The organism is Ancylomarina longa, assembly GCF_003996985.1.
GTDB lineage: Bacteria > Bacteroidota > Bacteroidia > Bacteroidales > Marinifilaceae > Ancylomarina_A > Ancylomarina_A longa.
This window is the reverse complement of the sequence record NZ_RJJX01000002.1, coordinates 202,889-220,150: the sequence shown is the minus strand read 5'-3', so window position 1 is coordinate 220,150 and position 17,262 is coordinate 202,889. Positions and strand designations below refer to the sequence as shown.

Here is a 17,262-nt window from a genome sequence, read left to right as displayed (position 1 = left end):
TTGCGCCTCTAAATTCATATTTTTTTGATTAAAATTTAAAACCAAAAGTCATTCGAACCTGATGATTCTTATTGTTTAAAGTTACATTATCAGGACTCGTTGGGTACAATACGAAGTTTTCGTCGTACTGTTTGTACTGATAGGCCATATCAAAAAAGAAATTGTTTTGTTTAAAGCCAAAACCACCGGAATAAGTATTATAGCTTTCGTTAATTTGAGTATTATATGGATTTCCTATATGTGCATATCCTGCACGAAGGCTAAAGTTCGGAGCTACTCTATATTCTCCACCTACTCTTATATTAGCAGTGGATTGATAACTATTCGAAATCTCCTGATTTGTGTTGGTATAGTCTCCATTAGAATTGTCGTCGAATTCGGCAGATGAATAATCAACTAATTCCAAATCGGCACTAATAACACCTTTTTTGCCAAAGGTATAAGCTCCACTAAATATAGCACGTGCAGTGGTTTGTAATTTATAACTCACCCTTGATACAGCTTCGGAATTAAATCCATGGTATGCTTCCCCATCTTCCGGAAAACCATTTGCATTAGCAGTATCGAATTGGGAATCCACAAAAGTATCATATCTGTCATCCAGACTGTAATAGGTTGGAGTATGAAGTGCCAGACCTAAACGTAAATTTTGAGTGGGTTTGTAGATGATACCCAGTTTAAAGTTTACACCAACTCCTGAAGTACGTAGGTATTCTCTGAAAATAAAATCCTGTAAGGAAGTAATATTCCCGGGAACCGAACTTTCCATATATGTTGTGGTGGACTTATAGTAAACATCCTGTATTCCCAACGTAGCTCCGATATATAACTTATGAGAATAATTTGCACCAAATGAAAGCAGATATTCTCCTATATAGCCTTTCTCGTCGATATATTTTTGTTGATCCATACGGTCTCCGTCAAAGAGTACCGACTGATAAAATAGATTATCATCGGGATTGATAAGATAATTATCATAGGCGAGTTTGTCCTCGAACACATACAAATCATCTGGAGCAGTACCATTAGCCATATCAGCCCAATGATCTAAAAGAGATCCTGGCGAATCTAAATTAAAGAGAAAGCCTTGACGGTTAAAGTTTGCAACGCGATTGTAACCTATACCAAAATTGATATTTTGCCAACCTTTTTCCGGTGCAAGTCTGGGAATGTATGTCGAAACAAAACCCACATTTCCTATCGCGAAGCTAGTTTTATTTTCGGAATATCCGGAATTTGTTGACTTTGTGTACTCCACCGACGGAGTAAATGTGAATTCAGAAGTTCTGTAAACTGCAATACCCGCAGGATTTATGCTTAAGCTTGAAAAATCACCTCCGAGAGCACCAAAAGCACCTCCCATCGCTGTAGATCTGGCTGTTCCGCTATAATTTTGTCGGGAATATCGAAGTACATCATCTACCGACTGAGCAGAGGTGATTCCGGAAATCAACAATCCGATGAGAATAAAATAATATCGTTTCATATCTTAAAATTTTATGCAATTAAGAAATTTTGTGTGTTTGATCTCTGGAGTTTGAAGGAAACATCCAGAGATCGTTTATTGGTTTAGACTATTTAGTTCTTGAATTTGGAAGAATAATGATTATTTACCGGATTATCTTCTTCTTGTTTTACTTCCGCTACTTCCAGAGCTTCTTGAACCACTCGATCCACTTGATGATCTGGAACTGCCAGACGATCGGTACGAATTTCCACTTGATCTGGAACTACCTGAAGATCGATAGGAAGTTCCAGATGGTTTTCTGGAAGAATTTTTATAATTAGTTTTTGATCTGGTAGATCCCGATCTATAAACAGGTTTTGAACGTCTGCCAGTATTGCTTTTTACCTTCGAATAAGAGGAACGAGTTCCTGATTTCGAATACTTGGAACTTCTTGTATTAGAAGATCGATTGTAAGAAGGACGGGTTGCAGTTCTAGGTTTATTATAGCTAGGGTAAGAACTTCTTCTGGTATTAGAATAGGAGCTTCGATTATTTTGATTCCCATTATTTCTGGAGTAACTAGTTCTGTTTTGGTTCGAGTAACGAGATCGTGGAGTAGTGATTCCATAGCTCGATCTTCTGGTTGAAGAACTGGTTCCAACCTTACTACGATTATTGTATACACTGCGATTAGAGGAACTATAGCGACTTGCAGCGCGACTTCTTCTTAAGTCATTCGCGTTTGATGGCAAAATTCTTCTGGTACTACTTGCAGTACCCGAGCGTGAAATACCAGAAGCTGATCTTCTTGTGGTTGCAGTTGAAGAAGCATTGGTATTGGATCTTCGGGTTGCAATTGCATTGCTTGAAGTTCCTGTTTTATAACTGTTAGATCTTCTTTTCGCCTGATATCTTTGATCTCCATAGTAAGCACCATGACCATAGTTGTTGTAGTAAGGATATCCATAATATCCGGGATAGCCATAATAATTACCGTAGTATCCGGGATAACCGTAACCATAGCCAAACCCAAATCCAAATCCAAAGGAGAAATCCCATCCCCAGGAATCCCAGTAGCCAAAGTTGATACCACCATAAGGATAACCACGATAATAGTTTCCGTAGGGATAATTATAGGCAAAGTAATTGCCATACCTCATGGTTGAGAAATTATAGGAGTTGTAATAAGGATAGTTGGACCAAGTGGGTGTCCACCATACATTATCACCATCAACATATACATTCCAGTCGGGGTCTCCGGCTAGCCACAATGCTTGGGTGTAGCCACTATTGTCATAATAGCCAAAACCCTGAGGATACATCTCTCTCAATCTCTCTGCTTCTTCCTGATCTCTTTCCGATCCGGTAAAACCTCCTAAATAGTAGCCGGAATCCCCCTTATAAATCAAAGTGTCAACATCCTGAATCGAATCATTGGCAAGTATTTTTGAATATTGCTGTTGAATTTCAGAAAACTCACGAGTATCTTTTGATACATCGTTTAAATTTGGATTGATTTTTGCTAGCGTAGATTTGCTGGCAACAGGAGCTACAGATTGATTTTTATCTACAGCATTTGTATTTTTCTCAAAATTCTGCACAACTAGTGGTGCTTCATTGGGAGTGTAATAAATATCATCCTCGTAGAGATTGGATCCCATGTAGGAAGGTGAACAACCGCTCGCAAAGAGAGCAGTAACTAATAGAATTTTAAAATAGGTTTTCATCGCGTGTCCTCCAATAATGAATTATCTAAGATTATTTTATATTTTTGTATGGAATTTTAACTACCTAAAAAGTAGCAAATACTATACCAAAACAATATATAATGGCAAAAGTTTTAACCAGTAGAAGTGAAAATTATTCGCAATGGTATAACGATCTGGTGATCAAGGCAGATTTAGCAGAAAATTCTGCAGTTCGGGGATGTATGATTATTAAGCCTTACGGTTATGCAATTTGGGAAAAAATACAGGCAATTTTGGATCAAATGTTTAAAGATACAGGGCATCAAAATGCGTATTTCCCACTACTTATTCCCAAATCATTTTTGAGTAAAGAAGCTGATCACGTAGAAGGATTTGCCAAAGAATGTGCGGTTGTAACGCATTACAGATTAAAAAATGATCCCAATGGTAAAGGGGTTATCGTTGATCCGGATGCCAAGTTGGAAGAAGAATTGATTATTCGACCTACATCGGAAACCATCATATGGAATACCTATAAGAATTGGATTCAGTCCTATCGCGATCTTCCTATTCTTTGTAACCAGTGGGCAAATGTGATGCGTTGGGAAATGCGGACCAGATTATTTCTTAGAACAGCTGAATTTCTTTGGCAGGAAGGACATACTGCTCATGCTACTCGTGAGGAAGCACTTCAGGAAACAGAGCAGATGATCAATATTTATGGAGAGTTTGCTGAAAAATATATGGGTATACCCGTCCTTAAAGGACGTAAAACAGAATCGGAACGCTTTGCTGGTGCAATAGATACTTACTGTATTGAAGCATTAATGCAGGATGGAAAAGCACTTCAAGCAGGTACTTCTCACTTTTTGGGACAGAATTTCGCCAAAGCATTCGATGTGAAATTCACTAATAAAGAAGGCAAAGAGGAATATGTTTGGGCTACTTCTTGGGGAGTATCCACTCGTTTGATGGGTGCATTGGTTATGGCTCACTCCGATGATAAGGGTTTGGTATTACCTCCAAAATTAGCTCCTATTCAGGTGGTGATTGTACCTATCTATCGTAAGGCTGAGGAGTTGGAACGTATTGCGGAAAAGATCAATCCTATTGTTGCAAAATTAAAATCATTGGGAGTTTCGGTAAAATTCGATGATAGCGATAACCGTAAACCAGGTTGGAAATTTGCCGAATACGAACTAAAAGGAGTTCCGGTTCGCTTGGCAATGGGAGCTCGCGATTTAGAAAATGAAACCATTGAATTGGCTCGTCGCGATACCTTAACAAAGGAAACGATGCCTGTGGAAGGTGTTGAGGAAGTGATCGTGAAGCTATTAGACGAAATTCAGGAAAGTATTTATAAAAAAGCTTTGGATTTTAGAACTGAAAAGACCACCAAGGTGGATACTTATGAGGAATTTAAAGAATTATTGGAAAGCAAAACCGGATTTTTTCTTGCTCATTGGGACGGTACTGCAGAAACCGAAGAGTTAATTAAAAACGAAACCAAAGCAACCATTCGTTGTATTCCATTCGAACGAGAAGAGGAGGAAGGCGTTTGCATGCTCACAGGAAAACCTTCGAAAGGAAGAGTGGTTTTTGCAAAGGCATATTAGTCTCTAAATTTAAAAGAGAGCTATTTAGACAGTTATCAGAAATTCTGATAACTGTTTTTTTGTATATTTACTTTCCAAATTAAACAACTAAACAATGAATATACTGAATACTAAGGCTGCTATTTTAAGCACGATCAAGGAAAAGTCTGGTTTAAAACAAACCGTTTATCAGAATACGATTGACATTTTTAATGATTTGAGAGTAATATTGAAAGATTTGGTAGAGGAATACAATAAGGAATTACAAACTACCGATCCGAACATGATGCTTACCTATGAGGATAAAGGAGAATTTGAAATTATAATTAAAGTAGCTTCTGACATTTTAATATTTAGTTTACACTCCAATGTATTTCAATTCAACCGCGATCACAATGTTTGGGAGCAAGCTTATGTGAAGGATAATCCTGACAATGCCTATTCCGGTATCATCAATATTTATAATTTTCTGGCAGATTCTTTTAAGTACAGCAGGTTTGATGATTTGGGATATCTGGTTGCAAGGATTTTTATCAATAGAGAGAAGCATTATATTGTGGAAGGCAAAAGGCAGATGGGTTTGCTGCAAACCGATTTATCAGCATGTAAAGCCAATCGCGAAAGCCTGAGGAAAATTGTGGAGACAGCCATTAATTACTCCGTAAATTTCGATTTGCTGACTCCACCTTACGATAATGTTAAGATCATGTCCGTGGCTCAAATGTTTGAGAAAATTCAAAATTCTCGAATCCCGACCGGCAAACGATTAGGATTTCAGTTTAAATCGGATGATGTTTAGTTTTTTTAACATCAGGAATTAGATTTTAGAATAATTTCCAAGTTTCATTTTGTAATATTGTAGCACTTCAATTATAGTTGATCGGTAAGGTTGGCAATAGAAGCTATTATAGTGTACTAAGGGGGAATACCCAATTTATTAATCTAATAGATATAAAATATGAATACGGTTGTTGAGAAATTTTTGCGATACATAAAATTAAATACAGAATCGGATACCGAAACAGGATTAACACCTAGCACACCAGGACAAATGGAATTAGCCCACATTCTGGCAAATGAGCTTAAAGAAATGGGACTTACCGAGGTGGATGTAGATGCAAATGGGTATGTGATGGGTGTTTTACCTTCTAATATCGAGAAGGAAGTACCAACGGTTGGATTTGTATCTCACATGGATACCAGCCCTGATTTTTCGGGACGAAATGTGAATCCTCAATTCATTGAGAATTATCATGGAGAGGATATTGTGCTGAATGAGGCAGAAAATATAGTGATGAAGGTGGCTGATTTTCCCGAATTGACAAAATACAAAGGGCAGACTTTAATTACCACCGATGGCACCACATTGCTAGGTGCTGATGATAAGGCCGGCGTTGCGGAGATCATGACCGCCGTACAGTATTTGACTGAACATCCCGAAATTAAGCATGGATCAGTTCATATTGGATTTACTCCCGATGAGGAAATCGGAAAAGGAGCTGATTTCTTTAATGTGACAAAATTTGGAGCTGACTTTGCTTTCACCTTGGATGGAGGAGAGATTGGAGAGTTACAGTTCGAAAATTTTAATGCAGCATTTGCTAAAGTCACCTTCAAGGGACGGAATGTACATCCAGGAATGGCAAAGAACAAAATGGTTAACTCCATGTTGCTTGCCAATGAATTTATGAGTCGATTGCCAGGTGCAGAAGTACCTGATAAGACGGAGCATTACGAAGGCTTTTATCATTTAATTGCCATGAAAGGAGAGGTGGAGGAATCCTCGTTGCAATATATTATCCGTGATTTCGATAAAAAGGACTTTGAGGAAAGAAAGCAATTGTTCGAATCGCTATGTAAGGAGTTTGATGAAAACTACAAGAATGCAAGTGTTGTTTTGGAAATGACAGACCAGTATTATAACATGCGCGAGAAAATCGAGCCCGTAAAATATATTGTAGATATCGCCGAAGAAGCGATGAAGCAAGTGGGAGTAGATCCTATGGTGATTCCGATTCGTGGGGGAACTGACGGTAGCCGTTTATCCTATATGGGATTGCCTTGCCCTAATATCTTCGCTGGTGGCCATAACTTTCACGGGAGATTTGAATATGTTCCAGTGGAATCGATGAGCAAAGCAGTGGATGTAATCGTTAAGATTGTAGAGCTGATTGCAAAAAGATAAGCATATCAGGATATAATAATTAAAAGGCAGCCGTGGGTTGCCTTTTTTATTTTACACCAATTTTATGGAGACCTAGACTATATTAAAGTTGGAAAAGTAAAGCATAGTCCGGTTACGCTGCATCGCTTTTTTGTGATGATACTCCAAATACTATTATTACTCTCACAATTTGCAACTGCCTTAGTTTATGACGTTCTCCCTTTTAAGAGGAGATGTCCGACAATACAGAAGGGTGCACCAAGTGCTCGCGCTAAAATATAGCTGTCATTGTGAGCGCAGCGTAGCAATCTGTTCGAAACTTGCTTAACGAATAAAGAAAAAAAACAACTAGCAACGGATTGTCGCAGTCGCTTGCAGTTCCTTCACAATGACAGCTGATTTTGAGGCATGGAGCTGTGGTAATCTGTTTCTCCAAAGCTGACCTAACGAGTGCAGCGTGGTAATCTGTACGAACATTAATAAATCCAAAAACAATTGCAATTAGCTTAGCATTTATAGAGCCTGAAAGGCTCTAATCCTACAGCCCGGGATAAAGGAGCATTTTGCGACTGCCATCCCGGGATGAGGAATCTCACATAAATCGTCGCGCACACTTCGCTTAATCAGAGGTAATCGGATTCTTCGCGACGGAATAGGGATTCTGTTCAGAGATAGGAGTGCAATTTGCAACTATGCTTATTTGCGGCGTTTTCCCATTCCAGGTAAGAACGCTGCGTTGACTTCACCGATCAACTGTTCCTCCTCACGAAAATACGCTTCCGTGACAGGCAAGAGCTTATCCGTGACAGATTTTTTTTGTCCCGCATCAAACTTTTGGTTTTCTGCGTCACAGGTCTCTTGTTCTGCATCAACCGGAAGTTCTTCACTATGAAGTTGAAGACCAAATCTGTGAAGTTGAAGGCTCTCCTCTTGAAGTTGAAGGCTTGTTTCTTGAAGTTGAAAGCCAAATCTGTGAAGTTGAAACCTTTTCTTATGAAGTTGAAGGTCATTCCTTTGATGCAGAAGGAAAAAATCATGAGGTGGAAGAATAGGCAAGGGCAAAGGAGAGTGATAGAGGAGAAAAGGAAGCATGATATGAGCATGTAAATTTAATCGATAAAGTTACACTCGGTGGAAGGTTTAAATTTACTTGCGGCTTCCATGTGACTGTAATAAGAAAATTGTGAACACATAAAAAAAAGGGAATTTTTTAAGTTCCCTTTTGTATGGCAATAGTCAATTGCCTGAAGTTAAAATAGTAGTCCTAATCCGAAATTTGTTGTTTATTATATTCTGCATTCATCTTTTTTTGCTTGCGATATTCCTGCTGTCGTTCGCGATGGTATTTGCTGGCATATGCTTGTAGTTTTTTGAGATCTTTTCGGAAAACAAACTTACCATAGCTACGAATTTCATCTATTGCTTTTTTTGTTAAGGTGTAAGCCTTGTCTCTGATGATTTTTAGCTCATCATCGAAATACATACGACCATTAATATCACCTAATAAAGTTCCCATGCGGTCGGCCATTTCGGCTGCTTTGTCGCAAAGGGTAATATCGAAACCAATAGCTACCAATGGCGCAGGATTGTCTTTTCCCAATACCGATAAACTTGCCATATCCTGAATGGTATCGGCTCGGGAATTACCCTCTTTTATGGTTTTTAACTTATTTAACAGATTCTCGTTTGCCCGATAGGCAAACTCCATATTGTCTATCAAGTCTTCTTTTAAATTATACATTTCCGGGGCTTCAGCATTCCAGGTTTCTACTGCGTTTTCCTTATCGGTATTTTTAGTTTCCCAATTCGATTGAGCTGCCCGAAGCGCACCGGTATAAGCTAACAATTTATCTAGTGCTTCGGCTTTTAATCCATACGGACTAAGTAGCGGCAGGTCGATACTTGCGCGAGTATGAATATCCTCGGCCTCGTCAATAAACACCTTATAAGGCATGTTGCAAAAGAGTATCTCCTCATTTGATACTGTTTTAATTTCGTCATTTAATTCTATTAAATTTTGTTGGTCAGACATAGTTCTGATTTTTTAAATTGGTTTGTACCATCTCCATCACCAATCTCTCTGCACAAAAATTATTTTTATTCTAATGTCCCGGCCGAGACTTTTTACTTTCGTGTTTTGCATTACTGCAATGTTAAAAACAAATCGAATTTAGAAAAAATAAATCAAGTTATAAAAGTATTTTATGAAAAAAATAAAATAAAGAAGATAAAATTATGTAGATAAATCTTTGGCATGACTATATACCATGCGGATTTCAGGGGAATGAAAAAAATAGTTTCATAAGATATTTTGATGGTAAAGTATTGGTTTTGTTTTCCCGATAGAATAGAATGATGTAATTTGCATCAATATGCTGAAAAACATACTGAAAGCATTGATCGTGTAAATAAAACTAAAAAACGAAGCATTATGGCTTTTGTAGGAGATTCTTTTATGTTGCAGTATTTAATTTCACCCAATTACTTATTGTATTTACTTATTTTACTTGCTGTTGTTTAAGCTCTTTAAAAATATATGATTACATTAGTTGGAGCTTAAAAAATTGTATATGATTAACTCTTAAAATATGATCTTCAAATTAACCTGTAAATTATTCATTGGACTTGTATTCATCGCATGTGTGGCTTGTGAAAAAGACAATCCGGATAGGCCTGCAAATCCGCTTAACGGAAAAACAAGCGCAATTTTTAATCCGGATAAAAGCTATGGTTCTGTTACCGATATAGACGGGAACGAATACAAAACCATTGTAATTGGAGACCAAACATGGATGGCCGAGAACCTGCGAACCACCCGATATCGAAATGGAGAATATATTCCTAATGTTTTAGATAATGAGGAATGGGCAGCATTAACGAATGGTGCTTATTGTACTTACAACAACACTAGCAGTCTGGATACCATAGCTACCTATGGTCTGTTGTATAATTGGTATGCAGTAGCAGATGAGCGTAAGATTGCCCCTAAAGGCTGGCGTGTTCCTACTATTAATGACTGGGATATATTAATTAATCAGCTAGGTGGCGATACCATAGCTAGCTATAAGATGAAAGAAGTTGGTGATTTACATTGGGATGACCTATCCGAATCGGATAATAGTAGTGGCTTTACTGCATTGCCTGGCGGATTCCGTTACCTTGCCAATGCTTCAGAGAATGTAGGATTTTATTGTGTTTGGTGGGCAATGCCTGAATATAATGAAACTTCTGCAGGTTTTCTGTTTCTTTTTTGTTGGGATTCAACTGTATCTAGGGGTATTAACTATAAAAAAAATGGATTTTCCGTTCGTTGCATAAAAGAATGAACAGTATTAATCGAGAAACGATAAAAGCTTTGCGAATAATTAACCCTAAACATTTAAAATATGATCTTCAAATTAACCTGTAAATTATTCATTGGACTTGTATTCATCGCATGTGTAGCTTGTGAAAAAGACAATCCGGACAGGCCTGCAAATCCGCTTAACGGAAAAACAAGCGCAATTTTTAATCCGGATAAAAGCTATGGTTCTGTTACCGATATAGACGGGAACGAATACAAAACCATTGTAATTGGCAATCAAACATGGATGGCCGAGAACCTGCGAACCACCCGATATCGAAATGGAGAATATATCCCTAATGTTTTAGATAATGAGGAGTGGGCAGCATTAACGAGTGGTGCTTATTGTACTTACAACAACACCAGTAGCTTAGATACCATAGCTACCTATGGTCTGTTGTATAATTGGTATGCAGTAGCCGATGAGCGTAAGATTGCCCCTAAAGGCTGGCGTGTTCCTACTATTAACGACTGGGATATATTAATTAATCAGCTAGGTGGCGATACCATAGCTAGCTATAAGATGAAAGAAGTTGGTGATTTACATTGGGATGACCTATCCGAATCGGATAATAGCAGTGGCTTTACTGCATTGCCTGGCGGAAGACGCTATTTAGATAAAAATTCAAATAAGTTGGGATATTATGGTGATTGGTGGGCAATGCCTGAATATAATGAAACTTCTGCAGGTTTTCTGTTTCTTTTTTGTTGGGATTCAACTGTATCTAGGGGTATTAACTATAAAAAAAATGGATATTCTGTCCGTTGCATTAAAAATTAATTAACACATAATTACATAAATCACATGAAACGAGCATGTAAATTTAATAGCTAAAATTACACCTAGTGGAAGATTTAAATTTATTTGCGGATTTCATGTGGACTTAATCAGAAAATTATAACATATGACAACTAAAATTTCCACCCTGTTATGCTTACTATTCAGCGGTATTGGAGTTTATTATCCCAATGGTAATAAAACACAACGAATAGGCATAGTCCCAGATATTGAAGTAAAACAGACTATTGCCGGAATAAGACAACATAAAGATGAAGTTCTTGACAAAGCCATTGAAGTATTAACAAAAGAATAAGGGTTTGTAATATTTCGAATATTGTTAATGCTGTTTTTAGTTTCAAAGCCTATACAGCTCTAATATTTATAGTAGCAAGCACTCTGCCATGCCTAATTCAATTTTTTGTTATGTGCAATATTATAAATGGCTCAAATTATATTCTTAAAACTATATTACAAATGAAATCAATACTATTAGGATTTATTCTAATTCACTTATCATCAATACTATTTGGACAAACAGAATATTTAGAGGTTATAAATGTAGATAGCAAAGCTAATACATCAGAAATATTTTCTGTTAGGAAAGATCAAAATAAAATTAAAGAAGGAAAGTATATTTCCAATTATAAAGGGAAAATACAAATTAAAGGTCAATATTATATTTCTAGAGGAGTCAGATATCCTGAAACTTGTTTAAATAACGGAATAAAAGGAAAAGTTTATGTAAGCTTTGTCGTTAATAAAGAAGGTAGATTAGAGGATGCTAAGATCGAAAAGTCTGTTCATCCTCTAATAGATCAGGAATCTTCTAGAGTAGTTAAATCATCACCACTTTGGACTCCTGCAATTTTTATCAAAAATACCAGTTAAGGTAAGTTATACTGTTCCAATTAATTTTGACTTCAGGTAATATTGCCGTTTTGCTAGTGTTTGAAGTTAATCCTTATGGGAATGATTTTTCTTTAATCGTGTAGGGTTTAGTGTATTTCTATTTGTGAGAATCAATTATATCATAATTCAAAAGAATATAAAGTCTGTTGACATTCAGAATTCAAAATATAACTAATAATAACATCCTATAAAAATCGTAAGTTAGTGACGAATTTATAGAGCTATTCCTTAATAATAATTTAAAAAGAAATTAAAAATGAGAAAAATAAGTTTACTAATTATAGGACTATCTTTCATGTTATCCTGTAATTCTCAAAAAAATTGTAAAACGATAGATTGGGATTCAGATCTGGATTTTATGTCAAATGCACTGCCCCAAAAACATTACAATCTATTCGCAGTGAAGAGCCAAAAGGAATACCTGGAAGGAATAGAGAAAATCAGAAAAAACAAAAATGAGCTATCCGACTTTGAAATGGCCATGAGTTTGCAGCAATTGGTTGCGAGTTTTGGTGATTCTCATACTCATGTGAGATGGGGAAAACTGATTGACAAGAAGCAGTTTTTACCATTGCATTTGTATTGGTTTAAGGATGGTATGTACATTCTGCATACAACCGATAAATATAAGAGCCTTTTAGGACAACAATTGTTGTCAATTAATCACATCCCCGTTGATGACATTGCTGATAGTTTAAGTACTTTGATTACAGTTGACAATCAGGCATTAGTTAAAAATGCTATTCCTCACCTATTGCCTTCAGTTCAAGTATTAAAGTATTTTGGTATTGCAGAAAGCAAAAAAATTGAATTGGAATTAAAAGATGATAATGGACAAATAAAATTTCAGTGGATAGAACCAGCAGAAATGAATAGCAAAAATCGAATAGGATTTCAACCTGATTCATTAGCTCTTTGCTATAGAAATAAGAGAATCTTTTTCATTGATTACTATCAAGCAAGGGAGAAGCTATTTTATTTGCAATACAATAAATGTTGGGGACGCGAATGTGAAATGAAGTTTGGCAGGAAAAAAGCAGATAAATTGCCTTCATTTGAAGATTTCGGAAAACATGTATTTACTATTCTGAAAAATGAACCCGTGGATAAGCTTGTATTTGATATTCGTTTGAATGGGGGAGGAAGTTCTGAACAAGGAACCGCATTAATTGAGAAGATTGCTAAGTATGCTAAAAAGAATCCTGATCTGAAATTGTATGTTGTCTTAGGTCGAAAAACTTTTTCATCCGCCATTATAAATGCGATGGATTTTAAAAGGTTGACCAATGCTGTTTTTGTGGGAGAAGAAACAGGAGGGAAGCCAAATCATTTTGGGGAGGTAAGGGGTTTTAAGCTTCCTCATTCAGGTATTGAGGTGCTTTACTCCACAAAATATTTTAAAGAAACAGATGAAGTGATGAATTCTTTGCAACCAGATATCCAAATAGAAACAAGCTTTGAAGATTACAAGAAGGGGACTGATCCCGTTTATGATTGGATAAAAAAGAATAATAAAATTATGGCGAGCAAGCAGAAGTAAGATCAGGAAATCCAATTATAAATTAGGGATTTATTTTGTTTGCTGATGTTGAAAATCCTCCTGTTTTAGTAGAAACAGTGATTGAAATAATACCACTATACTTTTTGGTTTCAGGCTTAAAAAAGTAAGAGACAAATATGTATTGCAGAAAACAATATAATTGTAGGAATACTACTTTTGTTAATGAAAAAATCCTGCTCAACCTAGGTTCAGCAGGATTTTTTGCTTGTTATAAACTAATAAAAACTAACTATTGTTTCAATATTTTCTTACTTAGGCGCGAACCATCTTCCAATTCAAATACCAGAATATACATTCCATTCTTCAGTGCGTTCATATTCAGATTTACCGAATTATTGGGCGTTTGCACAGCAAGAACTGCTCTTCCTGATAGATCGAACAATTGAATTTGCTTCACCTGATTCAAATTCTCCAAATAAAGAATATCGCGAACCGGATTTGGATAAAATCGCAATTGCTGATTTAAAACATCGTCGATGCCGGTAGAGTAGGCGATCTCATCGCTATAAGCGCTGTAAACTTTTTGGCCTTGAAGCAATTCCCCCGTTTGTGCAACAGGAGTTACCGCAAAACGGATGAAGTTACCACGATCGGCCCGAGCCAAAGTATAGCTTAAACTCTATTATACAGAATCCATCCAAAAATGGATGTCAATACCATTACATATGTAATTAGCACATAAATCCATTTTCCTCCAAATTTCGGGGTTGGTACAGAGGATAAATTAAATGCCGATAGAATCATTAAGATTATATAAATAAGTATTGAAAAAGCAGTCTGCGTGAAGAAACTTTCAAATAAAAAGGCAAAAGCCAGGATTAGAACATTATTATCAAGTGAAAGTCCCTTATATGTTTTACTATCAATAAGGCCATAAACATTAAAATAACTCAACCGAATAGCGCTGGATGCAACAATTACAAATGCTCCGGGAATAAACCAGACATTATAATTTCCATAGCTTAAAAGGAGAATTGCGGGTAGTATTCCAAAACTTACAATATCTATTATGGAGTCGAGTTGACTTCCGAACACACCCTGTACTTTGGTTCTGTTTTTTAATTTTCGTGCTATAATTCCATCGTACCAATCGAATAATACTGCCCATAATATGCCAATGATGGATGCTGGAAAATTTCCTTCTATTGCAAAATATATCGCTAATACAGCACACAATAATCCCAAAAGAGAACAAATATTTGGTAAATCTTTGGCAAAGGCAAGCATGCCTGCCTGTTGTTTGTTATTCATAGGATTCACTTTTTAAATACATTACATCTTTCAAAGCTTCAATAAGTTTACTGTTTTCCTTATTGGTACGACTTGCAATTCGAATATATCGGGTTGCATCGGGTTGTGTTTTCCCAGCACTATCCTTAATGTATATGTTGTGCTTAATAAATAAACGTTTTGTGATTTCAGGTCCACTTAAAGCAGTATCAGGTAAACGGCAAAAAATATAGTTGGCATCGGGTTTAAAAACGGTCATTCCTTCAATTGCACAGAGTTTTTCATAGAACATATCCCGGTCTGATTTAACCAATTCGCAGCTAGCTTCAAATTCCTTTTTATAACTTGGTAATATTCGTAGAAATTCTTCGGCAAATCCATTAATGTTCCAAATATGAATTCCGTTTCGAACCTCCTTGGCAAATTCCCGGTTAGCAGTTAATAGATATCCAATTCTGAGGCCGCATATTCCATAGGCTTTACTCATGCTTTTTAATATAGCCATATTTGGATATTTGACCATGTCTTGTTCCATGCTTATTTGCTCTTTGTTATCCGCAAAATTAAGAAAAGATTCATCAATAATGAGCATGCAATTGTGTCCCTCCAGCTGTTGTGCCAAGCGTATTAAATCGGCTTTTGGTACCAAAATCGAAGTAGGATTATTGGGACTTACCACCACAGCAATATCGGCTCCAACTTTTATGGCCTCCGCTGCAAATTTATCTACATCGAGTTGAAAGGATGGAAATTCGAGAGGGAATTCTACCACATGTCCATCGGGTGCTGCATTGGCATATTCATTAAATGAGGGAACAGGAATAATTATCTTTTTTGCTAATTGTCCTGAAATTATTTTAATGATTTCGGCAGCGCCATTTCCAACAACTATTCTGTCTGCTGGTTGCGCTATTATTTCCCCAATAAGTTCTGCAAGTGCATCTTGTGCCATAGGGTAATTCAATACTAAATTATGAATGTTGTCCTTAAGATGTGTAAACACAGCTTTGGGTGGAAAATAAAGATTATATAGGTAGGCATGGTCAGTAAAATTATGTCGATAATAGCCGCCATGTTGTTTTGATATGTATTCGTATTTCTCAGCTTGTGTTTTATATTTATTGTCCATTGTATATGTATTTATCATTTATTCTAAAACCACTATGCATTTGCCATAGTACGCTTAGGCTGTATTTTCAATTCTATTGGGAAAAGTTTTTCTGCTTCGGCCAAATCATGAATTGTATCAATTTCATACCATGGTTTATGGTCAAATAAAACCGATTCAAATGATAAACTTTTATTATCAATCATTTCAGAAAAAACGGTTTCATAATAACAGTTAACATTGCCTTCAGAAATATATGCGTTAAGTCTTTTAACAATTGCCTGCCATGATGAAAGCGAAAAACTGTAAATATTAACTGTTTTATAACGAATATCAGAATAGGTATCGGTGGTTCCTTCATGAAACTGAGTAACCTGATTCTGTTTGTTAACCGAAACGGTGGTTCCATTAAGCCAGGGTTGCATTTTAGCAATGGCCATTTTATCAGGGAAAACCATTTCATCGAGCAAGGATGTATTTAAAACCAAATCGCTTTCAAATAGAACAAAAGGCTCATTTATGATATTACGAGCCATCCAAAGAGAATAAATATTGTTTGTGCTTCGGTATAGAGGGCTATTTATGTATTCAATGGTTAAGTTTCCAGAATGACTACCAAGAAAATCCATGATGCATTCTTTTTCATAGCCTGTAACAATTACAAGTCGGGTAAATCCTTGTTTTTTTAAATTAATGATCAGTCTCTCAAGAATTGACTTTTCATTGACAAGAGTAAGGCATTTGGGTGAGCTTTTTGTTAAAGGAAATAGACGACTGCCTGTTCCAGCGGCAAGAAGTAATGCTGTGGAAATACGATTGTCACCATGATATTCGTCTGAATTAATATTCATACTTTAATTCATTTGGTGTCATCAAAAAAAACGTAAACACTCGATTAAAAGCACTTAGGCGTACTAATTATTAGTACTTTGATGCTTTGGACTAGTTGCTGATAATTTAACTATAAGTATGAGGTCTACTAATGCATAACTCAACTATAAGAATGAAGTCTGTTAATGCGGTAGTAGTTTGCTTTAGAAGCTTATCAACAAAAATGATAGTAAATATATTGATATCAAAAAAAATGTAATCCGTTCGCAAAGATACTCTAAAATTTCAGGTTTTACTAATGGCGTGTCATCCTTATTTTATTTGGACTGATTTTATAAATAGCACAAACAGATAACATAAACCTATATTTCATGGCAGATATATTTATAAGGTAAAAAAGAAAGGTCAAAAACATAACATTACATCATAAACGTAAGGGCGTTATTGGGGGACGGAATTTGTGCAAGAATTTAGGCCCGTAAAATCTATGATTTGACTCTGTACCAACTTGAATGGTTGGTGTTCTAAAATCCTTTAGATTTCCTCTTTTCACCTGTTAGAATTATAAAAAAAAATCCTGCTAAACTTTGGTTTAGCAGGATTT

The 17,262-nt window shown here is 36.2% G+C and carries 16 protein-coding genes; 8 read left to right on the top strand and 8 right to left on the bottom strand.

The genetic code is table 11. The annotated features are described in order from the left end of the window. Window positions 1-28 precede the first annotated feature (28 nt). Both DLK05_RS03010 and DLK05_RS03005 read right to left on the bottom strand, forming a co-directional pair. Window positions 29-1,486, bottom strand: coding sequence for an OmpP1/FadL family transporter (locus DLK05_RS03010; protein ID WP_127342501.1), 1,458 nt, complete (start codon window positions 1,484-1,486; stop codon window positions 29-31). A 132-nt stretch (window positions 1,487-1,618) separates the two neighbouring features. After that, complete coding sequence (locus tag DLK05_RS03005) at window positions 1,619-3,109, bottom strand: hypothetical protein (RefSeq protein ID WP_209319679.1); 1,491 nt, start codon at window positions 3,107-3,109, stop codon at window positions 1,619-1,621. 167 nt (window positions 3,110-3,276) lie between these two features. On the opposite strand from DLK05_RS03005, the gene proS reads away from it, so the two are divergent. The 3 genes from proS to pepT all read left to right on the top strand — a co-directional run bounded on the left by proS (window position 3,277) and on the right by pepT (window position 6,916). Beyond that, window positions 3,277-4,752: a proline--tRNA ligase gene (gene proS, locus DLK05_RS03000; protein ID WP_127342499.1), complete on the top strand. Its 1,476-nt coding sequence runs from the start codon at window positions 3,277-3,279 to the stop codon at window positions 4,750-4,752. A gap of 94 nt (window positions 4,753-4,846) precedes the next feature. Next, window positions 4,847-5,530: a hypothetical protein gene (locus tag DLK05_RS02995; protein ID WP_127342498.1), complete on the top strand. Its 684-nt coding sequence runs from the start codon at window positions 4,847-4,849 to the stop codon at window positions 5,528-5,530. 159 nt (window positions 5,531-5,689) lie between these two features. Then, window positions 5,690-6,916: a peptidase T gene (gene pepT, locus DLK05_RS02990; RefSeq protein ID WP_127342497.1), complete on the top strand. Its 1,227-nt coding sequence runs from the start codon at window positions 5,690-5,692 to the stop codon at window positions 6,914-6,916. A 675-nt stretch (window positions 6,917-7,591) separates the two neighbouring features. Here pepT and DLK05_RS02985 read toward each other — a convergent pair. Together DLK05_RS02985 and DLK05_RS02980 are read right to left on the bottom strand one after the other, a co-directional pair. Continuing rightward, the gene (locus DLK05_RS02985) at window positions 7,592-7,987 is read right to left on the bottom strand and encodes a hypothetical protein (protein ID WP_127342496.1); all 396 of its coding nucleotides are present in this window, start codon (window positions 7,985-7,987) and stop codon (window positions 7,592-7,594) included. 172 nt (window positions 7,988-8,159) lie between these two features. Continuing rightward, window positions 8,160-8,927 carry a hypothetical protein gene (locus tag DLK05_RS02980; protein ID WP_127342495.1) on the bottom strand — a complete coding sequence of 256 codons (768 nt, stop codon included), beginning with the start codon at window positions 8,925-8,927 and terminating at the stop codon, window positions 8,160-8,162. A gap of 556 nt (window positions 8,928-9,483) precedes the next feature. Between DLK05_RS02980 and DLK05_RS02975 the strand changes: the two genes are divergently transcribed. The 5 genes from DLK05_RS02975 to DLK05_RS02955 all read left to right on the top strand — a co-directional run bounded on the left by DLK05_RS02975 (window position 9,484) and on the right by DLK05_RS02955 (window position 13,468). After that, a complete protein-coding gene (locus DLK05_RS02975; RefSeq protein ID WP_127342494.1) occupies window positions 9,484-10,221 on the top strand; it encodes a fibrobacter succinogenes major paralogous domain-containing protein in 738 nt (245 codons plus the stop codon). Window positions 10,222-10,281: 60 nt separating this feature from the next. Then, the gene (locus tag DLK05_RS02970; RefSeq protein WP_127342493.1) at window positions 10,282-11,019 is read left to right on the top strand and encodes a fibrobacter succinogenes major paralogous domain-containing protein; all 738 of its coding nucleotides are present in this window, start codon (window positions 10,282-10,284) and stop codon (window positions 11,017-11,019) included. Window positions 11,020-11,143: 124 nt separating this feature from the next. Beyond that, on the top strand, window positions 11,144-11,332 hold the full coding sequence (locus DLK05_RS02965; protein ID WP_127342492.1) for a hypothetical protein: 189 nt from the start codon (window positions 11,144-11,146) through the stop codon (window positions 11,330-11,332). A 161-nt stretch (window positions 11,333-11,493) separates the two neighbouring features. Continuing rightward, complete coding sequence (locus DLK05_RS02960) at window positions 11,494-11,907, top strand: energy transducer TonB (RefSeq protein WP_209319678.1); 414 nt, start codon at window positions 11,494-11,496, stop codon at window positions 11,905-11,907. A 277-nt stretch (window positions 11,908-12,184) separates the two neighbouring features. Then, window positions 12,185-13,468, top strand: coding sequence for a S41 family peptidase (locus DLK05_RS02955; protein WP_127342490.1), 1,284 nt, complete (start codon window positions 12,185-12,187; stop codon window positions 13,466-13,468). A gap of 250 nt (window positions 13,469-13,718) precedes the next feature. Here DLK05_RS02955 and DLK05_RS02950 read toward each other — a convergent pair whose 3' ends face one another. Genes DLK05_RS02950 through DLK05_RS02935 form a run of 4 tightly spaced genes read right to left on the bottom strand, consistent with a single transcriptional unit; the run spans window position 13,719 to window position 16,678 of the window. Further along, a complete protein-coding gene (locus DLK05_RS02950; RefSeq protein WP_127342489.1) occupies window positions 13,719-14,093 on the bottom strand; it encodes a T9SS type A sorting domain-containing protein in 375 nt (124 codons plus the stop codon). An 8-nt stretch (window positions 14,094-14,101) separates the two neighbouring features. Next, window positions 14,102-14,740, bottom strand: coding sequence for a CDP-alcohol phosphatidyltransferase family protein (locus DLK05_RS02945; protein ID WP_127342488.1), 639 nt, complete (start codon window positions 14,738-14,740; stop codon window positions 14,102-14,104). Next, window positions 14,733-15,848, bottom strand: coding sequence for a pyridoxal phosphate-dependent aminotransferase (locus DLK05_RS02940; RefSeq protein WP_127342487.1), 1,116 nt, complete (start codon window positions 15,846-15,848; stop codon window positions 14,733-14,735). Before DLK05_RS02940 ends, DLK05_RS02945 begins: the two co-directional genes overlap by 8 nt. 32 nt (window positions 15,849-15,880) lie before the next feature. Beyond that, window positions 15,881-16,678, bottom strand: a complete 798-nt coding sequence (locus DLK05_RS02935) for a phosphocholine cytidylyltransferase family protein (protein WP_127342486.1) — start codon at window positions 16,676-16,678, stop codon at window positions 15,881-15,883. Between the last annotated feature and the right edge of the window lie 584 nt (window positions 16,679-17,262).

Bases quoted from the DNA above. Each gene is read 5' to 3' on its own strand.
- proS (WP_127342499.1), top strand. From the start codon at position 3,277: ATGGCAAAAGTTTTAACCAGTAGAAGTGAAAATTATTCGCAATGGTAT.
- DLK05_RS02985 (WP_127342496.1), bottom strand. From the start codon at position 7,987: ATGCTTCCTTTTCTCCTCTATCACTCTCCTTTGCCCTTGCCTATTCTT.
- DLK05_RS02945 (WP_127342488.1), bottom strand. From the start codon at position 14,740: ATGAATAACAAACAACAGGCAGGCATGCTTGCCTTTGCCAAAGATTTA.
- DLK05_RS02965 (WP_127342492.1), top strand. From the start codon at position 11,144: ATGACAACTAAAATTTCCACCCTGTTATGCTTACTATTCAGCGGTATT.
- DLK05_RS02980 (WP_127342495.1), bottom strand. From the start codon at position 8,927: ATGTCTGACCAACAAAATTTAATAGAATTAAATGACGAAATTAAAACA.
- DLK05_RS02995 (WP_127342498.1), top strand. From the start codon at position 4,847: ATGAATATACTGAATACTAAGGCTGCTATTTTAAGCACGATCAAGGAA.
- DLK05_RS02960 (WP_209319678.1), top strand. From the start codon at position 11,494: ATGAAATCAATACTATTAGGATTTATTCTAATTCACTTATCATCAATA.
- DLK05_RS02970 (WP_127342493.1), top strand. From the start codon at position 10,282: ATGATCTTCAAATTAACCTGTAAATTATTCATTGGACTTGTATTCATC.
- DLK05_RS03010 (WP_127342501.1), bottom strand. From the start codon at position 1,486: ATGAAACGATATTATTTTATTCTCATCGGATTGTTGATTTCCGGAATC.
- DLK05_RS02935 (WP_127342486.1), bottom strand. From the start codon at position 16,678: ATGAATATTAATTCAGACGAATATCATGGTGACAATCGTATTTCCACA.
- pepT (WP_127342497.1), top strand. From the start codon at position 5,690: ATGAATACGGTTGTTGAGAAATTTTTGCGATACATAAAATTAAATACA.
- DLK05_RS02975 (WP_127342494.1), top strand. From the start codon at position 9,484: ATGATCTTCAAATTAACCTGTAAATTATTCATTGGACTTGTATTCATC.
- DLK05_RS02940 (WP_127342487.1), bottom strand. From the start codon at position 15,848: ATGGACAATAAATATAAAACACAAGCTGAGAAATACGAATACATATCA.
- DLK05_RS03005 (WP_209319679.1), bottom strand. From the start codon at position 3,109: ATGGGATCCAATCTCTACGAGGATGATATTTATTACACTCCCAATGAA.
- DLK05_RS02955 (WP_127342490.1), top strand. From the start codon at position 12,185: ATGAGAAAAATAAGTTTACTAATTATAGGACTATCTTTCATGTTATCC.